Origin of the sequence: Streptomyces sp. Root1304 (assembly GCF_001426405.1) — a bacterium.
GTDB lineage: Bacteria > Actinomycetota > Actinomycetes > Streptomycetales > Streptomycetaceae > Streptomyces.
This window is the reverse complement of record NZ_LMEP01000023.1, coordinates 466438-483542: the sequence shown is the minus strand read 5'-3', so window position 1 is coordinate 483542 and position 17105 is coordinate 466438. Positions and strand designations below refer to the sequence as shown.

At 73.6% G+C, this 17105-nt stretch carries 17 protein-coding genes; 4 read left to right on the top strand and 13 right to left on the bottom strand.

From position 1 onward, the window contains the following. Positions 1–7: 7 nt before the first annotated feature. From ASD33_RS24330 to ASD33_RS24315, 3 genes are all read right to left on the bottom strand, one after another. Entirely contained in the window at positions 8–1030 is a 1023-nt protein-coding gene (locus tag ASD33_RS24330; protein WP_056564371.1) for a DUF4073 domain-containing protein, read from the bottom strand. 696 nt (positions 1031–1726) lie between these two features. Further along, on the bottom strand, positions 1727–2947 hold the full coding sequence (locus tag ASD33_RS24320; RefSeq protein ID WP_056564363.1) for a sensor histidine kinase: 1221 nt from the start codon (positions 2945–2947) through the stop codon (positions 1727–1729). An 80-nt stretch (positions 2948–3027) separates the two neighbouring features. Then, a complete protein-coding gene (locus ASD33_RS24315; RefSeq protein ID WP_056564360.1) occupies positions 3028–3888 on the bottom strand; it encodes a maleylpyruvate isomerase N-terminal domain-containing protein in 861 nt (286 codons plus the stop codon). A gap of 237 nt (positions 3889–4125) precedes the next feature. Here ASD33_RS24315 and ASD33_RS24310 point away from each other — a divergent pair, with 237 nt between their 5' ends. From ASD33_RS24310 to ASD33_RS24295, 4 genes are all read left to right on the top strand, one after another. Continuing rightward, on the top strand, positions 4126–4404 hold the full coding sequence (locus tag ASD33_RS24310; protein ID WP_056564358.1) for a hypothetical protein: 279 nt from the start codon (positions 4126–4128) through the stop codon (positions 4402–4404). After that, positions 4394–5449, top strand: a complete 1056-nt coding sequence (locus tag ASD33_RS24305; protein ID WP_056564355.1) for a polyprenyl synthetase family protein — start codon at positions 4394–4396, stop codon at positions 5447–5449. Before ASD33_RS24310 ends, ASD33_RS24305 begins: the two co-directional genes overlap by 11 nt. Positions 5450–5513: 64 nt before the next feature. Continuing rightward, on the top strand, positions 5514–6677 hold the full coding sequence (locus ASD33_RS24300) for an oxygenase MpaB family protein (RefSeq protein WP_056564351.1): 1164 nt from the start codon (positions 5514–5516) through the stop codon (positions 6675–6677). A 202-nt stretch (positions 6678–6879) separates the two neighbouring features. Next, positions 6880–7680 (top strand): DUF2071 domain-containing protein, encoded by an 801-nt coding sequence (locus tag ASD33_RS24295; protein ID WP_056564348.1) that lies wholly within the window; start codon positions 6880–6882, stop codon positions 7678–7680. Positions 7681–7704: 24 nt separating this feature from the next. Here the strand turns inward: ASD33_RS24295 and ASD33_RS24290 are convergent, their stop codons facing one another. From ASD33_RS24290 to ASD33_RS24245, 10 genes are all read right to left on the bottom strand, one after another. Beyond that, positions 7705–8562 carry an amidohydrolase family protein gene (locus ASD33_RS24290; protein ID WP_199863586.1) on the bottom strand — a complete coding sequence of 286 codons (858 nt, stop codon included), beginning with the start codon at positions 8560–8562 and terminating at the stop codon, positions 7705–7707. Next, positions 8559–8870, bottom strand: a complete 312-nt coding sequence (locus tag ASD33_RS24285; RefSeq protein ID WP_056564345.1) for an L-rhamnose mutarotase — start codon at positions 8868–8870, stop codon at positions 8559–8561. The genes ASD33_RS24290 and ASD33_RS24285 overlap by 4 nt, the downstream gene beginning before the upstream one ends. Next, a complete protein-coding gene (locus ASD33_RS24280; protein WP_079044978.1) occupies positions 8867–9649 on the bottom strand; it encodes an LUD domain-containing protein in 783 nt (260 codons plus the stop codon). The genes ASD33_RS24285 and ASD33_RS24280 overlap by 4 nt, the downstream gene beginning before the upstream one ends. Then, the gene (locus ASD33_RS24275; protein WP_056564342.1) at positions 9646–11103 is read right to left on the bottom strand and encodes a LutB/LldF family L-lactate oxidation iron-sulfur protein; all 1458 of its coding nucleotides are present in this window, start codon (positions 11101–11103) and stop codon (positions 9646–9648) included. Before ASD33_RS24275 ends, ASD33_RS24280 begins: the two co-directional genes overlap by 4 nt. A 79-nt stretch (positions 11104–11182) precedes the next feature. Continuing rightward, the gene (locus ASD33_RS24270; RefSeq protein WP_056564340.1) at positions 11183–11920 is read right to left on the bottom strand and encodes a (Fe-S)-binding protein; all 738 of its coding nucleotides are present in this window, start codon (positions 11918–11920) and stop codon (positions 11183–11185) included. A gap of 7 nt (positions 11921–11927) precedes the next feature. Then, complete coding sequence (locus ASD33_RS24265) at positions 11928–12971, bottom strand: aldo/keto reductase (RefSeq protein WP_079044977.1); 1044 nt, start codon at positions 12969–12971, stop codon at positions 11928–11930. Next, on the bottom strand, positions 12968–13732 hold the full coding sequence (locus ASD33_RS24260) for an SDR family oxidoreductase (protein WP_056564337.1): 765 nt from the start codon (positions 13730–13732) through the stop codon (positions 12968–12970). The genes ASD33_RS24265 and ASD33_RS24260 overlap by 4 nt, the downstream gene beginning before the upstream one ends. Further along, positions 13729–15087 (bottom strand): enolase C-terminal domain-like protein, encoded by a 1359-nt coding sequence (locus tag ASD33_RS24255; protein WP_056564604.1) that lies wholly within the window; start codon positions 15085–15087, stop codon positions 13729–13731. The genes ASD33_RS24260 and ASD33_RS24255 overlap by 4 nt, the downstream gene beginning before the upstream one ends. Positions 15088–15390: 303 nt before the next feature. After that, entirely contained in the window at positions 15391–16062 is a 672-nt protein-coding gene (locus ASD33_RS24250) for a FadR/GntR family transcriptional regulator (RefSeq protein ID WP_056564334.1), read from the bottom strand. 106 nt (positions 16063–16168) lie between these two features. Beyond that, on the bottom strand, positions 16169–17080 hold the full coding sequence (locus ASD33_RS24245; RefSeq protein WP_107103810.1) for a TIM barrel protein: 912 nt from the start codon (positions 17078–17080) through the stop codon (positions 16169–16171). Between the last annotated feature and the right edge of the window lie 25 nt (positions 17081–17105).

The following is a 17105-nucleotide window of genomic DNA, read 5'->3' as shown; positions in this document are numbered from 1 at the left end:
CGGTGGGTCAGATCCTCGTCGCCAGCGGGACGGTGATCTGCTTCAGCCAGCTGCCGGCCGCGAAGTCGCGGGCCTTCACGACCACCCGGTCCTGGAAGACCTCGACCTGAAGGCCCTGGTTGAAGGTGCCCTCCACGGCGACCTCGCCACCCTTGCCGTCGTCCGTGTACCCGGTCTGCACGGCACCGGTGTTGATCACGGAGAAGCCGTCCAGGTTCGCCGTGCCGGGGACGACCCGGCGGACGTACCAGTCCGAAAGGGCGAGGTCCCAGTGGGTGTGCCCGCAGAAGAGGAACACGTCCCGGTGGCGGCCGAGGATGCCGAGGAGACGGTCCGCCTGGAGGTAGTCCCGGGAGTACAGCCGGTTGTGGCTGCCGGAGACGGTGTTCGGGAGCGGGTGGTGCGTCACGACCATGACCGGCCTGCGACGCCGCGCCCAGTACGCGAGGCGCTGTTCGAGCCAGGTGAGCTGGGCCTCGCTGAGCCACACCTCGTCCCAGAGCTTCGGGTCGTGGTAGTGCATGTACTTCTCGGTGCCGATGCTCAGCACCGGGATGCCGCCGAAGACGTGCTCGGCGTTCACCGCGTTGCGCCCGGCGAACCGGTAGAAGCTGCGGAACAGCGAGTCCTCTGTGGTGCCGTTGGGCCAGCTGTCCTGCGCGAGCGTCGACGGGTCGCGCCACTTGGGGACGTAGAACTCGTGGTTGCCGATCGCCCAGGCGACCGTCTTCGCGTGTCGGTGGCGGGCGAGTTCGGTCGCGACAGCCGCGCACTCGGCGTCGTAGCCGCGCGGCGTGATGTCGCCCGCGACGGCCAGGCCCGCACTCGTCGGGTTGGTCCGGTTCATGTCCTCCAGGGCCACCCCGAAGTCCCCGAGATCGCCCTGGATGTCACTGATGACGTTGAACGTGGCGAAGGGCCGCCGCCCGGGTTCCGCGTGCGTGGGGAGCGCCGCACCCGCCGGTGTCTGGGAGGCGGCGACCGCGCCCACCGCCCCGGTCGCGACGGTGAGCAGAGACCTGCGATCCACTGAGAGTTCCTTTCGGAGGGGCGGGGCCACCGGCGAGCACGCGCGTGGGCGCTCCCCCGCGCCCGAAACCCGCGCGCTCACGTCACGGGGCCCCGCGCTTCGATCTAGACCCGTTATGGATACGCAACTTTTCCGACCCGTTCCCCGCCCGGGGATGTCCACCGCATGAACGTGTTCCGACGGACGGGGTCCCGGAGGGAGCCGGGGCCCTGACGGGCAGTCGGCCGGCACCGGCAGGGACACCGGCCCCTACGTCGTCGCCGGCCGGACGAGCGCCGGAACCGGCTGGGGGGTGTACAAGGAGGTCACGGCCGTCGGGAACGTCGCGGGCGCCGCTGCCGGGGACCTGGTCGCCCGTGACTCCGCCGGTGTCCTCTGGCTGCACCTGGGCAAGGGCGACGGCGCCTTCGCTCCGCGCACGCGATTCGGGCCGGCTGGAACGCGTACACCCGGCTCGTCGGCATCGGCGACGCGGACCGCGACGGACGCCCCGACCTGATCGCGCAGGGCGCGGCCGGCACGTTCCTCCACAAGGGCACCGGGGACTGGAAGGCGCCGTTCGCCGCTCCCGTGCGACGCGACCCGGTGGGCGGCAACGCCCCGTACGACACCGTCGCCCGACCTGACGACCGTAGGGGCGGTACGCGGGGATCCCCGCGTACCGCCCCTGTGTCCTGTTCTCTCCCGCGCCCCCGCTCAGGCCTCCGGTGACGGGGACGGGGACGGGTGGAGCGGGATCGCGGCCGACAGCACCGTGCCTTCTCCCGGCGCGGATTCGATGGTGAGTTCGCCGCCGAGCCGGCCGGCACGGGTCCGGATGGCGGGGAGGCCGTGGCCTCGGGACGGGGCCGGCTCGCCGCGGTCCGGGGCGGCCGGGTCGAAGCCCCGGCCGTTGTCCGAGACGTCGAGGACGACCTGGTCGTCCAGGTAGGTCAGGGACAGGGCCGCGGTGGTGGCGCCGGAGTGTTCGCGGACGTTGGCGAGGGCGCCCTGGGCGATGCGAAGCAGGGCGGACTGGACGCGCTCGGGCAGCGGCGCGGCCGGAGTGCCGTCGACGTGGCAGTGGACGGTGAGCCGGTCGCCGGTCTCGCGTGCGGCGAGGGTGCGCAGGGCCTCGTCGAGGCCGCCGCCGTCGGCGAGGTCTGCGGGAGCGAGGTCGTGGACGAAGCGGCGGGCCTCGGTGAGGTTGTGCTCGGCGATCGACGTGGCGGTGAGCACATGGGTACGGGCCGTCGCGGGGTCCGCCTCCCAGACGCGGTCGGCGGCCTGGAGCAGCATCTGCTGGCTGGACAGGCCCTGGGCGAGGCTGTCGTGGATCTCCATGGAGAGGCGCTGGCGCTCTGCGAGGGTTCCCTCCCGGCGTTCGGTGGCGGCGAGTTCGCGCCGGGTGCGGATCAGGTCGTCGATCAGTTCGCGCTGCCGGCGGGTCTGGCGGTCCATCTGGACGAAGACGGCGATGGCGATGGCCGCGATGGCGGGCGGGGCGAGGAACACGTCGATGTCGAGCCGGCCGGCGAGCCGCAGGTGGGCGGTGACGGAGGCGGCGGTGACCAGCGCGATGAGGGCGATGGCGGCCGGCATGCGCAGGGTGCGCAGTCCGATGAAGAAGAGCGGGACGGAGCACCAGCCGAAGCTGGGCGCCAGGATCACCAGGGCGAGCCAGACGGCCACGATCGCGCCGAGCCAGACGTGGCGCCGGCGGCTCGGCCCCGGCCCCAGGAGCGGTTCGAGTACGTAGAGGAGGGCCAGGGCGGCGGCCAGCGAGACCACCCAGGGGGCGAGGTCCTCGCCCGTGTGGCGGACCAGGAAGCGGGTGAGGGCGGCGCCCAGGAGCAGGAGGAACGCCACGTACAGCAGGGCCCGGAGCCAGCCGTCGCCCTGTGTCGTGGTGTCCTCGGGATAGCCGCCGGTCCGCATGATGTCCTGCCTTCTACGTTCATGGGGTGAATGCACCGAACATCCCATGATGGCGTACGCGGCGGGGCACGGGGCCGGGGTCAGGGGTTGGCGACGAGCCGGCTCAGACGGGCGGCGAGCCACGGCTTCCGGCCGCCGGCCCGCATCTGGCCGCGCGCGACCGCCTTCCAGACCGGGATCCGCCCGAAGGAGACCAGCAGGAACGCGACGGGCGCCACCGTCAGCCGGCAGTCGTACGCGCGCGGCGGGGCGTCGCGGGTGACGGTGAGGGCGCCCTCGTCGACCACGACGGCCAGCCGGGGACCGCCCTTGACCACGAGGTCGAGGGCCAGGCTGACGCCCCGGGCCTCCTCCGCGTCCAGGGCCGGCGGCATCATCGTCGGCATCGACTGGCCGAGCACCAGGCTCGCTTCGTCCGGGGCGATGCGCCAGGGGCGGCGTGCGCCGCGCGCGATGTCGAGGCCGTGCACGAGGGTCTCACTGAGGATCAGGCCGGTGGCCGCCGCGAGGGTGAGCGTCGCCTCCGTCCCGAACCAGGGCGCGTCGACCGGGGTTTCGGGGGCGAGGCCCTCGGTGGCCCGCAGGAACTCCTCGCTCCGTTCGGCGAGGAAGGTTCCCGGCCGGGCGCGTTCGCCGTCGCCGAAGAGGCTGACGGACCGGGCGTTCATGGCCGCGATCCGTGCGGCGAACGGCCCTTCGCCGGACGGCAGGACGCCGTCCCAGTCCATGGATTCCTCGATGAATCCGGTGGAGTACGCGAAGTGGACGGCCGCCAGGTGCGCGGCGGTGTCCCCGACCGTCCAGTCCGGGACTCCCGAGGGCGCTTCCAGGTCCGGGGCCTCGCGCAGCAGGCGGACCAGCCTCGGGACCACGGCGCGCAGCGCGGCGCGGGTCCTCTCGTGCTCGGTGACGGGATCGAATCGCGTGCCCGTGCTGCCCATGCCACTCCCCCGCGTTGCGGACGGTCCGCGCCCCAAGTCGCGGACGGATGCAGCAGATTACCGTCCAGTAGCCCCGTGCGACAGGTCCGGCCGCCGGCCGTTCCGCCGGGAGGTCAGCGGCCGAGCGAAGATCACTCGTTCGTGAGTTCCTCCGTGGCGCGGGCCCGCGTGCCGCCACACTGCCGACGGCGGCGCGTGCCCTGCGCCGTTCCGACGCGCAGTGGGTGGGGAGACGGAATGACGCGGGAAGCGGGGCGCCGCGAGGGGCCCGGCGAGCAGGCGGTACTGCTCGCGGCGGGACTGGCGGACGTGGCGGTGAGCACCCTGGGTTCGGCCCTGGGGCTGGTGCGCGGTCTGGCCCGCCGTTCGGACACGGCGGAGATGGTGGCGGACGCCGAGCAGGACCTGATGGCGCGCGGCCGGCTGGTACGCGACCGCTACGCGGCCGTCCCGCCGGCCCACCTGGAGGTGCTGGCCCGGCACGTGCTCGCCACGCGGGTGCGCGATGGCGACTGAGCGGTGGGAGCCGGCCGCGTTCAAGGCGCGGGTCGACGAGGTGCTGCACCGGTTCGTCGCCGAGGAGGCCGACCTGCTCGCGGCGGTCGATCCGGCCCTGGGGCCGGTGGCCGAGCAGGTCGAGGCGGCGGTGGCGGTCGGCAAGCGGCTGCGGGCGGCGTTCTGCTACTGGGGCTGGCGCGCCGCGCGGCAGCCCGACAGCGAGGCCCTGCTGCGGGCGGCGGCCTCCATGGAGCTGGTGCACGCGGCGGCGGTCGTCCACGACGACCTCATCGACGACAGCCCGTTGCGGCACGGGAGGCCCACCGCGCACATGGCGCTCGGCGCCGCCGTACGGCATCATCCCCGGGCTCCCGACGCGGCCCGGTCGCTCGCCATGCTCGTCGGCGACCTGCTGATGTCGCTGGCCGGGCAGCTCTTCGCGACCAGTGGTCTGCCGGCCGCCTACCTCGGCCGGGCCCGCCCCCTGTGGGCGGCGCTGGCCCGCGATCTGATCGCCGGCGAGTGTCTGGAGATCCTGCACACCGGCGCCGCCCCGGACACGGCGGCCTCGCTGAAGGTCATCCGCTACAAGACCGCCAAGTACACCGTGGAACAGCCCCTGCTGATCGGCGGCGTGCTGGCCGGCGCGGGCGGCCGGCTGCGCGAGGGATTCAGCGCGTACGGGCTTCCGCTGGGCGAGGCCTTCCAGCTGCGGGACGACCTGCTCGGCCTGTTCGGCGACCCGCGGCACACCGGGAAGGCCAACGCCGACGACGTACGCGGTCACCGGCCGACCACTCTCCTCGCCGAGACCTGGCGCGTCGCCGGACCGGAGGAACGCGCGCGGTTGCGTGCCCTGCTGGGCCGGTCCGATCTCGACGAGGACGGTCTGGAGGCCGTACGGGAGGTGATGCGCCGGCTCGGCACGCCCGACCGGGTCGAGGCCATGATCGCCGCCCGCGTCGAGGAGGCGCTCGGCGCGCTGCACGAGCTGGACGTGCCCGTGCCGGCCGCCTCGGCACTGACGGGCCTGGCCCATTCGGCGGCGGTCCGCCTGTCCTGACCGGTCGCCCGTACCGCGCCCCGCCCCACCCGTCCCCCTTCGCCCCCGCCCAAGGAGTCCCGTCATGTCCCCCACCGAGGCGTCGATGAACGCCCTGCGGCAGAGCGGCGACGAACTCGCCGACGCCACCGTCGCCGCGCTGTTCGAACGCGGCGAGTCGGGCACCTTCAACACCCTGATGCGCTTCGTCTCCACCGCCGGCGCTCCGCTGCCGGAGGGGCTGCCCGAGGTCGCGAAGGAGTACCTGCGGGCCACCGAGGCCCCGCCGTCCTGGGTGGACTGGGACGAGATGGAGAAGGCGCGGCTGTTCTTCATAGACAACAACGTGCACATCGCCACCGCCCTGTCCTTCGCGTCCATGCCGGCCTGCTACCTCGTCCCGCACGTGGCGAAGCTGCTGTCGGCGACGCACGGGCTGAACTATCCGTCCACGCGGATGGCGGCGACCGGCCAGTTCACCGTCCAGCTGATGCAGCCCGACGCCTTCGAGGCCGGCAGCCGCTTCATCCCGGCCGCGCAGAAGGTGCGTCTGCTCCACGCCTCCATCCGTCACCATCTGATCCGCGCGAACCGCTGGGACCCGGAGACGGCGGGGGTGCCGATCTGCCAGGAGGACATGATCGGCGGGCAGATGTTCTTCTCGATGCTCGTCCTGGACAGCCTGCACCGGCTCGGCATCCACATGTCCGAGGAGGGCGCGGCGGCCTACTACTACGCGTGGCGGGTGGTCGGCGCCATGCTCGGCGTCGACCAGGAGGCCGTGCCCAAGTCCCTCGACGAGGCACGGGACTTCCTCGACCGGTACATGGTGCGGCACATGGGGCCGTCCCCGGAGGGCGTCCATCTGACCCGGCAGCTGATCGACCTCTACGAGGACATCGTGCCCGGCACCCTGTTCGACCCGGTGGTCCCCGCGCTGGTGCGCTACCTCGTCGGGGACACCTGCGCCGACTGGCTGGAGGTCGCCCGCACGCCCTGGGACACCGCCGTGAAGGCGGTGCCGCACCTCCTGGGCGTGCTGGAGACCATCGAGGACCGTTCGCCGCTGGGCGGCTGGGCCCTGGACCGGCTCGGCCATCTCACGACCCTCTTCGAGCTGTCCTCGCTCACGCGCGGGCGGGTCATGCACTACGCCGTCCCCGAGAACCTCAGGGAGGAATACGGCGTCGCGGGCGCGGCGCCCCGCACCCGCCGCTGGACCCCGCCGGCGGCGACGGTCTCCCCCTGACCCCTCGGCTCGACGACGACCGGGGCGGCGTGGTCCTCCCCGACGGCCCCGGTCGGGGCGGTCGGGGAGGACCTGGCCGGCCGGCGGGACGAGCCGCCGGTGTCGTCTCCCCGTCGTCCGGTCACGGCCGCCGCCGGTGTCGTCCGCCCGTCCGGTCACGGCCCGGGTGACATCGGCGTCGGCCGCACGGGATACTGCTGCGATGCCGCAGTCCCCGCGGGCCGTGCCGCCCGAGCCCGTGTCGGCCGATCCGCCGCACCGCACGGACCTCACCCTGCTCACCCAGTCCTGGCTGGACCTGGCGTTCCTCCACTGGCCCGTGGAGCCCACGGCGGTCGCCCCGCTCCTGCCCGCCGGTACCGTGCCGGACACCTTCGACGGGTTCACGTACGTGGGTCTCGTGGCCTTCCGCATGCACCGGGTGGGCTGGTTCCGGCTTCCCGGGGTGCCCTATCTGGGGTCGTTCCCGGAGACCAACGTCCGGCTGTACTCCGTCGACGCCCACGGGCGCCGGGGCGTCGTCTTCCGCTCCCTCGACGCGTCCCGGCTCCTCCCCGTGGCCGTCGGGCGCTGGGCGTTCCGCCTGCCCTACGTGTGGTCGCGGATGAGCGTCCGGCAGGACGGCCCGACCGTGACGTACACGAGCCGGCGGCGCTGGCCCGGCCCCCGGGGCGCGCACAGCGCGATCAGCGTGTCCGTCGGCGAGCGGGTCGAGGAGCCCACGGATCTCGAACACTTCCTGACCGCCCGCTGGGGCCTGCACAGCTCGTTCCTGGGGCGGTCGCTCTACCTTCCGAACACCCACCCCCGCTGGCCGCTGCACCGCGCCCGCCTCCTCGACTGCGACGAGTCGCTGCTCGCCGCGGCCGGTCTGGAGCGGCCGCTCGGGGCGCCGGTGAGCGTGCTGTACTCCCCGGGCGTCCCGGTCCGCTTCAGCGGTCCGCCCCGGGAGCCCCGGGCGTTCGTGCCGCGACAGCGGGACGGCGGCGTTCCCGGGCGGTGACGCGGACGTCCCGGACGGGGCGCGTCACCCCTCCAGCCGGTACGTCGCCACGGCCGTGCCGCCGAACACCGCCCGGCGCTCGGCGCTGCTCAGGGCGTCCGTGAGTTCCCCGGCGGTCGCGAGCGTCCGCCCGTAGGACGTCGCCAGGGTGCACACCGGCCAGTCCGAGCCGAACATCAGCCGGTGCGGGCCGAAGGCGTCGAGAAGGGTGTCGGCGTACGGGCGCAGGTCCGCCACCGTCCACGTGCGCGGGTCGGCCTCGGTGAGCAGGCCCGACAGCTTGCACACGGTGTTCGGCCGGGCGGCGAAGGCCCGCAGCCGGGCCGCCCAGGGTTCGAGTTCACCGCTCGCGATCGGCGGTTTCGCCGCGTGGTCGAGGACGAAGGTCAGTCCGGGCAGCTCCGTCGCCGCTCCGGTCGCGGCCGGAAGCTGGTGCGGGAGGATCACCAGGTCGTACGCGAGACCGGCGGCGGCCACCGCCCGGAGACCGCGCAGGACGTCGGGGCGCAGCAGCCACTCGGGGTCGGGTTCGGACTGGACCTGGTGGCGGATGCCCACCAGGTGCCGGCCGCCGGGCCCTTCCCGTAGCGCGGCCAGGGTGTCGGCGACGCCGGGTGCCGTGAGGTCCGTCCAGCCCACCACCCCGGCGACGAGGGCGCTGTCGCGGGCGACGAGGAGCATCTCGGGGGTCTCCTCGGCCGCGGTCACCGTCTGTACGAGCACGGTGGCCGTCACCCCCGAGGCAGCGGCCTCCGCCCTCAGGTCGCCCTCCGTGAAGGTGCGGCGCAGCGGGGCGAGCGCGGGCCCGGTGATCCAGTCCTGGTCTCGTACGGAGAGGTCCCAGAGGTGGTGGTGGGCGTCGACGAGCAGGGGGTCGTTCACAGCTGCCACACCACGGGCAGTCCTGCCCCCGCGCCTTCGTCGGAGTAGTCGTGCACGACGTCCAGCAGTTCGGCCATCCGCGCCTGCCAGGCGATGTTGACGGGCAGCTTCTCCAGCTGGGCGAGGAGCCGGGCGTAGTCCTCGCAGTCGATCAGGTGGAAGAGCTCCGTGCCGCTGCGCCAGATCGTCCAGGAGGCGCAGCCGGCCGCGCGGATCGCCTCGGTCAGCTCGGTGGGTACCTCGCGGTGGGCCTCCTCGTAGGCGGCGACGCGGTCCTCGCGGACGCGGGTGTGCAGGGCGATCCTCATCGGCGTGCTCCAGAGGTGTCGGGGAGGTCGAGGGTGTCGGGGGTCTCGGGGGTGACCAGGACGATGTCGAGGGTCCGGGGCCCGTGCACGCCTTCGACGCGGCTCAGTTCGATGTCGCTGGTGGCCGAGGGCCCGGAGACGAGGGTCAGGGGCCGTCGCGGGTCCAGGCGGGCGAGGGCCTCCGGCACGTCGGGGACGATCTGCTCCGGGCGGACCACGCAGAGGTGGTGGTCGGGGACCAGGGTCAGCGCCCTGCGGCCCTGGCCGGGGCCGGCGTCGAGGACGACCGTCCCCGTCTCGGCGATGGCGACGGCCACCGTGGTCAACGTGCAGTCGACGGCGTCGAGTTCTCGTACGGACAGGGGCGGGGCGTCCCTGACGAGGTCGACGTCGGTGCGGGTCAGAAACTCCGGCGGGAAGCCGTCGGGTACGACGACGCGCCGTACGCCCCGGCGTTCGAGGAGGTCGGCCACGGTCCGTGCCACGTCCGCCGGGGCACAGCGCACGACGGTGGCGCGGTAGTCGGAGACGCGTTCGGCGAAGTGGGCGACGATGTCGTCCGGCGGGGTGGTCCGGAGGTGGTCGCGCGGGACGGGGACGTCCGCGGGTGTCTCGTCGGCGGGAACGTCACGGAGGGCGGCCCGGACGCGGCCGAGGACGGCCGCGCGGGCGGTGTCCGTACGGCCGATGTCCGTACGCCGGGTGCCCGTACGCCCGGGACGGTCGTCCTCGGCGGGGTCGTTCGCGGATCGGCGGCGGTCCGTCGTGGGGTCGGTCATCGGCTCTCCCTGTTCTCGCGCCACCAGGCGCGGAAGGTCTGGCGTGCCGGTGGCGAGGTGTCCCTCGTCGCCGACCAGCGGCCGAGGAGACCGGGCAGGCGCCGGATGCGTCCGCCGCGGGCCGTCAGCCGCCCGCCGGCCGCGGCAGCGCGCTGGGCGATGCCGAGGAGCGTGGGCGAGTCGAGGACGGTCGACGCGGCGGCCATGGCCAGGGCCTCCGGTGTCGGCAGGGCGCGGCGCTCCCGTTCCGCCTCGACGACCCGCGCCCGCAGGTGGACCAGTACGTCCGGGATGTCGATCTTCACGGGGCAGGCGTCGTAGCAGGCGCCGCACAGGGTGGAGGCGAACGGCAGGGACGGGGCCTTCTCGACGCCCACGAGCTGCGGGGTGAGCACCGCGCCGATGGGCCCGGGGTACACGGAGCCGTAGGCGTGCCCGCCGGTGCGCTCGTACACGGGGCAGACGTTGAGGCAGGCCGAGCAGCGGATGCAGGCCAGGGTCTGTCGGCCGACGGTGTCCTTGAGGACGTCGGTGCGGCCGTTGTCGAGGAGGACGAGATGGAAGTCCTGGGGGCCGTCGCCCGGGGTCACGCCCGTCCACAGCGAGGTGTACGGGTTCATCCGCTCGCCCGTCGAGCTGCGGGGCAGCAGTTGGAGGAAGACCTCCAGGTCGGCGAAGCGCGGGACGACCTTCTCGATGCCCATGACCGTGATCAGCGTCCTGGGCAGGGTCAGGCACATGCGTCCGTTGCCCTCGGACTCGACGACGGCGACCGTGCCGGTGTCGGCGGCGGCGAAGTTCGCCCCCGAGATCGCCACCTCGGCCGTGAGGAACTTCTCCCGCAGGTGGAGTCTGGCCGCCTCGGCGAGCGCCTTGGGGTCGTCGTCGAGGTCCCGCGGCGCGGGTCTGCCCCACTCCCCCATGCGCGCCTTGAAGACCTCCCGGATCTCGGCGCGGTTGCGGTGGATAGCGGGGACGAGGATGTGCGAGGGCCGGTCCTCGCCGAGCTGCACGATGAGTTCGGCGAGGTCGGTCTCGTACGCCGTGATCCCGGCGGCTCCGAGTGCTTCGTTGAGGCCGATCTCCTGGGTGGCCATCGATTTGACCTTGACGACCTCGCGGGCGCCGGTGGCGGTCACCAGCCGGGCGACGATCTCGTTGGCCTCGGCGGCGTCGCCGGCCCAGTGGACGGTGCCGCCCGCGTCGGTGACGCTGCGTTCCAGCTGTTCGAGGTAGTGGTCGAGGTGGCGTGCGGTACGGCGTTTGATCGCGGCGCCGGCCTCGCGCAGCTCCTCCCAGTGCGGCACCTCGCCGGTCGCGTCGAGCCGCTTCGCGCGGATGGTCGTCGTGGCGTGCCGGAGGTTGTGGCGCAACCGGCCGTCCGCGAGGGCGGCGCGGGCCGCCTCGGGGAAGGCGGGGGTGCCGAGCCAGACCCGGCCGTCACCCTCGTCCACGCCGCCGTTCCTTCCCCGGTTCACCGCGCTCCCCCGTCCCGGCCCGCCGTGCTGTTCCGGCGCACGGCGCGCTTCCGGTTCACCGCGCCCCCTCGGTGGCCGCCAGGATCTCCGCCAGGTGCATGACGCGTACCCCGCTGTTCAGCCGGCCGAGGCCGCCGCCGATGTGCATCAGGCACGAGTTGTCGGCGGCGCACAGCACCTCGGCCCCGGTGCCCAGGACCCGGCTCATCTTGTCGGCGAGCATGGCGGTGGAGGTGTCGGCGTTCTTGAGGGCGAACGTTCCGCCGAAGCCGCAGCAGGAGTCCGCCCCGGGCAGTTCGACCAGGTCGATGCCCTTGACCGCGCGCAGGAGGCGCAGTGGCCGGTCCTCCAGTCGTACGCCGCGCAGCGAGTGACAGGTGGGGTGGTAGGTCACCCGGTGCGGGAACACGGCGCCCACGTCGGTCACGCCGAGCACGTCGACGAGGAACTCGGTCAGTTCGTGCACCGCGGGGACGACGGCGGCCACCGCGTCCCGCAGGGCGGGGCCGCCGAGCTGTGCGGCGAGCACGGGATGGTTGTGCCGGATCATCGCCGCGCAGGAGGCGGAGGGCGTCACGATCGCGTCGTATCCGGCGAAGACGCGGGCGAAGCGCTCCACCAGGGGGAGGGATTCGGGGCGGTATCCGGTGTTGAAGTGCATCTGCGCGCAGCAGGTCTGTTCCTGGGGGAACTCGACGGTGTGGCCGAGCCGTTCGAGGAGGGTCACCACCGCCCTGCCGGTGCCGGGGAACAGGGTGTCGTTGACGCAGGTCACGAAGAGCGCGATCCTCATCGGCGCCTCACCCCCGGACCGGGACGGGGGCCTCGGAGGGCAGGTGGCCCTCCCCGCGCAGCTCGTCCCAGAGCGCCGCCGGGATGTCCAGGGCCAGCAGGTCGGCGGCGTCGGAGGCCTCCGCCTCGCTGCGCAGCCCGAGGAGGACGCCCGCCACGGCGGGGTGGCCGAGCGGGAAGCGGGCGGCCACCGCCCTGAGGGGCACGCCGTGGCGTTCGCAGATCTCGCGCATGCGGACGGCTCGCCGCAGCAGGCCGTCCGGGGCCGTGGCGTAGTCGTACGTCGCCCCCGGGCGGGGGTCCGCGAGCAGGCCCGAGTTGAAGACCCCGCCGGCGACGACCGACACGCCGCGGCTGTGGGCGGCCGGGAGGAGTTCGGCCAGACCGCTCTGGTCGAGCAGGGTGTAGCGGCCGGCGAGGAGGACGACGTCGATGTCCGTCTCGGTGACGAAGCGGGTGGGTACCGCGGTCTGGTTCATGCCGACGCCGACGGCGCGGACGGTTCCCTCGGACCGCAGGCGTTCCAGGGCGGGGTAGGCCTCGTCCAGGGCCTGTGCGGCGTGGTCGTCGGGGTCGTGCAGGAGGACGGTGTCGACGCGGTCGAGTCCCAGCCGTTCGAGGCTCTCCTCCAGGCCGCGGCGGACGCCGTCCGCGCTGAAGTCCCACACCCTGCGGTAAGTGGCGGGCACCGCGAAGCCGTGCGCGAGGTCGTCGCCGGTGGCGTCGGGCGCGGGCACGAGGAAGCGGCCGACCTTGGTCGAGACGGTGTACGAGTCCCGGGGCCGCTCCCTGAGGAAGGCGCCGAGGCGGCGTTCGGACAGTCCGAGGCCGTAGTGGGGTGCCGTGTCGAACGACCGGACGCCCCGGTCCCAGGCGGCCGTCAGGGCGCGCGTCGCGTCCTCGTCGGAGACGGGCCGGTAGAGGTTGCCCAGGCCGGCCGCGCCGAAGGCCAGACGGGTCGTCCAGGCGGTGGACCGGCCGAGGGGGACGCGATCGGGTCGCTCGGCGCCGGTGGGACCGACGGGTTCGGTGTGCTGCGCGCGGGTGCTCATGTGGTGGCCTGCCGCAGCCGGAGTCCCGCCATGCCGCCGTCGACGGCGAGGGCGGTGCCCGTCACCGAGCCGGCGGCCGGGGAGGCGAGGTAGACGACCGCGGCGGCGACCTCCTCGGCGCTGACGAGCCGGCCGGTGGGCTGGCGGGCGCTGAGCGCCGCGCGTTCGGCGGCCGGGTCCTCGGCCGCGTCGAGGAGGCGGGCGACCCAGGGGGTGTCGACCGTGCCGGGGTTGACGCAGTTGACCCGGATGCGCTCCCTGACGTGGTCGGCGGCCATGGCGAGCGTCAGCGAGAGCACCGCGCCCTTGCTCGCGGAGTAGAGGGCGCGCTGCGGAAGGCCCGCGGTCGCCGCGATGGAGCAGATGTTGACGACGGCGGCGTGCTCCGAGCGGCGCAGATGGGGCAGGGCTGCCCGGGTCGTCCGGACGACGCCGAGGAGGTTGACGTCGAGGACGCCGTGCCACTGGTCGTCGGGGTTGTCCTCGACGGTTCCGGCCGCGCCGATGCCGGCGTTGTTGACGAGGATGTCGATGCCGCCGAGGGTGGCGGCGGCCGATGCGACGGCCGTACGCACGGAGGCGTCGTCGGCCACGTCGGCGCGGACGGCGGTGAGCGGGCCGGGGACCGCGTCCGGGTCGAGGTCGAGGACCGCGACGGCGGCGCCCTGGGAGTCCAGCAGGCGGGCGACGGCGAGTCCGATGCCGGAGGCACCGCCGGTGACGACGGCGCGCAGGCCGGCGAGCGGGGACGCGGCGCTCATGCCGTCACCTCCACGACGTCCGCGGCCACGACGTCCTCGACGGCGTCGCCCTCGGCCGCCGTCCGGCGTGCCAGGTCGGCGGCCCAGAAGGGGCCGTCGGGGAAGGCGAACGTGGCGAGCGACTCGGCCCGCATGTCCGCCGAGAAGCCCGGTGCCAGGGGTGCCGTGTAGTGCCCCTCGCGTACGACGGCCGGGTGGGTGAAGTGCTCGTGGAGGTGGTCGACGAACTCGATGACCCGGTCCTCGGTGGTCCCGCTGAGCGCCACGTAGTCGAACATCGCCAGGTGCTGGACGAGTTCGCACAGTCCGACGCCTCCGGCGTGCGGACAGACGGGGACGCCGAACTTGGCGGCGAGGAGCAGTATGGCGAGGTTCTCGTTCACCCCGCCGACCCGGGCCGCGTCCAGCTGGACGATGTCGACGGCGTCCGCCTGGAGGAGTTGCTTGAACACGATGCGGTTCTGCACGTGCTCCCCGGTGGCCACCTTGACGGGCGCGACGGCGGCCCGTACGCGCGCGTGCCCCAGGATGTCGTCGGGGCTGGTGGGCTCCTCGACCCAGTAGGGGTCGAACTCGGCGAGTGCCAGGGTCCAGTCGATCGCCTCGGCCACGTTCCACCGCTGGTTGGCGTCGACGGCGAGCCGTACGTCCGGGCCGACGGCCGCCCGTGCGGCACGGCAGCGGCGTACGTCGTCGGCGAGGTCCGCCCCCACCTTCAGCTTGATCTGGGTGAAGCCGGCGGCGACGGCCTCCTCGGCGAGGCGGGTCAGCTTCTCGTCCGAGTAGCCGAGCCAGCCGGGCGAGGTGGTGTACGCGGGGTAGCCCTGGGCGCGCAGCGTGCGCTCGCGTTCGGCGCGCCCTTCCTTGCCGCGCCGCAGCAGGTCGAGCGCCTCCTCGGGGGTGAGCGCGTCGGTGATGTACCGGAAGTCCACCTGCGAGACGAGCCATTCGGGTTCGGCGTCGGCGAGGAGCTGCCACAGCGGCTTCCGCTGCCTCTTGGCGGCCAGGTCCCACACCGCGTTCACGACGGCGCCGACGGCCATGTGCATGACGCCCTTCTCGGGGCCGAGCCAGCGGAGCTGGCTGTCACCGATCAGCGCGCGGCTGACCAGGCCCGGGTCGGCGCAGAGCTCCTCGACGGAGCGTCCGATGACGTGCGGGCGCAGTGCTTCGATCGCGGCGACCTGGACATCGTTGCCACGTCCGATGGTGAAGGTGAAGCCGTGCCCCTCGGGGCCTCCGGGCTCGTCCGTGCGCAGGACGAGGTAGGCCGCGGAGTAGTCGGGGTCCGGGTTCATCGCGTCGGACCCGTCGAGTTGGCGGGAGGTCGGGAAGCGGATGTCGTAGGTGTCCATCGCGATGACCCGCGTGATGTCAGTGGACAACGGGGTTCCTTTCACACCTGGGCTGCGCGCCCGGCGTTCGGCTTCGTCGTGGACGAGCGACGCGGGGCGGCCCCAACCATCAGCACAGATCGGGTGATTGGCCTGTCAGGCGAGAACGATACGGCGCTCGCGAGAGGTCAGGCAAGTAGACATCGGATGTTTCTTCGGTTCGGTGCGACTCTTCGGCACGACTCTTCAACACCAGGAACGACAAAGGGCGTTCGCCCCCCGAGGAGCGAACGCCCGAGTCTCCGCCGGTGCGCGCGGCCGGCCTCACAGCACGCTGTCGAGCCACCTGACCACGTTGGAGATGTGGATCGTCGCCCAGGCCTCCGCCGTGCGGGCGTCGCGTGCGGCGAGCGCGTCCAGGATCGCCCGGTGTTCCGAGATCGTCCTGGCCACGGCCGTCTCCTCGGTGATGCCGCGCCACAGCCGGGCCCGTACGGTCGCCCCGGAGATACTGTCGAGCAGCGAGCACAGCAGCGGGATCCCGGAGGCCGCGGCGATGCGCCGGTGGAACTCCAGGTCGCCGGCGACGAGTTCGTCCAGGCTGGGCGATTCCCCGAGCCCGTCGAGCAGTTCGCCCAGCTCCCGGATCTCGTCCTCGGCGATGCGGTCCGCCGCGAGGGCCGTCGCCGCCGGCTCCAGGATGCCCCGTACCTTCAGGGCCTGGAGCGCCTGGTCGTCCTGGTGGAAGTCCAGGACGAACGACACCGCTTCGAGCAGCAGGGGCGGCTCCAGGCTGGAGACGTACGTGCCGTCCCCCTGCCGTACGTCCAGGATGTTCAGCAGGGAGAGCGCCTTGACCGCCTCCCGCAGGGAGTTGCGGGAGAGGCCGAGACCGGCGGCGAGGTCGGCCTCCTTGGGCAGCCGGTCCCCCGGGCGCAGCGCACCGGAGACGATCATCTCTTTGATCTTCCCGATCGCCTCGTCGGTCACTGCCAAGGCTTTCCTCCTGTGCGCGGCAAAATACATCGGATGTGTCTGTCGGCCGCCACCCTACTCCAGGGTGGTTCGTCACCGACCGGGAGCGGCGGCACCGGGCCCTCGGTCACGTCGGGCGGCCTTGTCCGTACGCGTCGGCGGGTGCGTCCGTCCGTACGGCAGCCGGTGCGCCCGTCCGTAGGGCAGCCCGTGCCGCCGTGCGCCGTAGCGTCGCCGCCTCCCGGCCCAGGACGGCGGGATCGTCGTCCGGGACGAACTCGAGGAGTGCTTCCCCCGGCCGTGGCCGGCCGGCGAGCAGGGCGAAGGCCCGTGTCCAGAGCTCGTCGCGGACGGCCAGGGGAAGCCGGTGGTTGCCCGGCCACCAGGAGAAGACGTGGACGGCGCTCACGCGGTCGGCCAGCGCGGCCAGGCCCGCGAGCGCCTCGTCGTCGGGGGCGTTCAGGGGCGGCTGCCAGTAGGTGGTGACGTTCTCCACCGCGGCGGCCCGTGGGTCGCGCGGTTCCTCCAGCTCCTCCAGGAGCCGGAGCGTGGAGGCCGCCGAGTCGGTCAGGGTCCTGGTGTGGAATTCGAGGGCGAGTTCCAGGCCGTGGTCCCGTGCGTCCAGCGCGGCTGCCCGCAGCCCCTCGGTGACACGGGCGCGTTCCTCCTCGGTCACGTCGGCCGATCCGGCCCGCCCCGCCCAGACCCGGACGCGCGGTGCCCCGAGGGTCACCGCGGCGCGGGCGACCTCGGGGAACCCGGGCCGTTCGTCCGGGAGTCCGTGGAAGTACGAGCCATAGGAGCAGCACCCCACGCCGTGGCGTTCGCCGGCCTCGCGGGCCGCGCGGAGGGCCTCGGTGTCTCCCGGCGGCGCGTGGACGTCCGCGCCCCACTCGATCACCGTGAGACCCGCGTCCGCGGCACGGCGGACGACCTCCGCGGCGGGCAGCCGGCGGAAGGTGACGGAGCAGATGCCGAGCGGGGGCGCGGGATCGGCGGCGGGCTCGCACGGGAGGTGGTGCGGTGGGTCCTCGGGCACGTGCGGGCCTTCCGGTCGGGGGGAG

Bases quoted from the DNA above. Each gene is read 5' to 3' on its own strand.
- ASD33_RS24320 (WP_056564363.1), bottom strand. From the start codon at position 2,947: ATGCGGACCGGCGGCTATCCCGAGGACACCACGACACAGGGCGACGGC.
- ASD33_RS24315 (WP_056564360.1), bottom strand. From the start codon at position 3,888: ATGGGCAGCACGGGCACGCGATTCGATCCCGTCACCGAGCACGAGAGG.
- ASD33_RS24310 (WP_056564358.1), top strand. From the start codon at position 4,126: ATGACGCGGGAAGCGGGGCGCCGCGAGGGGCCCGGCGAGCAGGCGGTA.
- ASD33_RS24305 (WP_056564355.1), top strand. From the start codon at position 4,394: ATGGCGACTGAGCGGTGGGAGCCGGCCGCGTTCAAGGCGCGGGTCGAC.
- ASD33_RS24300 (WP_056564351.1), top strand. From the start codon at position 5,514: ATGTCCCCCACCGAGGCGTCGATGAACGCCCTGCGGCAGAGCGGCGAC.
- ASD33_RS24295 (WP_056564348.1), top strand. From the start codon at position 6,880: ATGCCGCAGTCCCCGCGGGCCGTGCCGCCCGAGCCCGTGTCGGCCGAT.
- ASD33_RS24285 (WP_056564345.1), bottom strand. From the start codon at position 8,870: ATGAGGATCGCCCTGCACACCCGCGTCCGCGAGGACCGCGTCGCCGCC.
- ASD33_RS24280 (WP_079044978.1), bottom strand. From the start codon at position 9,649: ATGACCGACCCCACGACGGACCGCCGCCGATCCGCGAACGACCCCGCC.
- ASD33_RS24270 (WP_056564340.1), bottom strand. From the start codon at position 11,920: ATGAGGATCGCGCTCTTCGTGACCTGCGTCAACGACACCCTGTTCCCC.
- ASD33_RS24265 (WP_079044977.1), bottom strand. From the start codon at position 12,971: ATGAGCACCCGCGCGCAGCACACCGAACCCGTCGGTCCCACCGGCGCC.
- ASD33_RS24260 (WP_056564337.1), bottom strand. From the start codon at position 13,732: ATGAGCGCCGCGTCCCCGCTCGCCGGCCTGCGCGCCGTCGTCACCGGC.
- ASD33_RS24255 (WP_056564604.1), bottom strand. From the start codon at position 15,087: ATGGACACCTACGACATCCGCTTCCCGACCTCCCGCCAACTCGACGGG.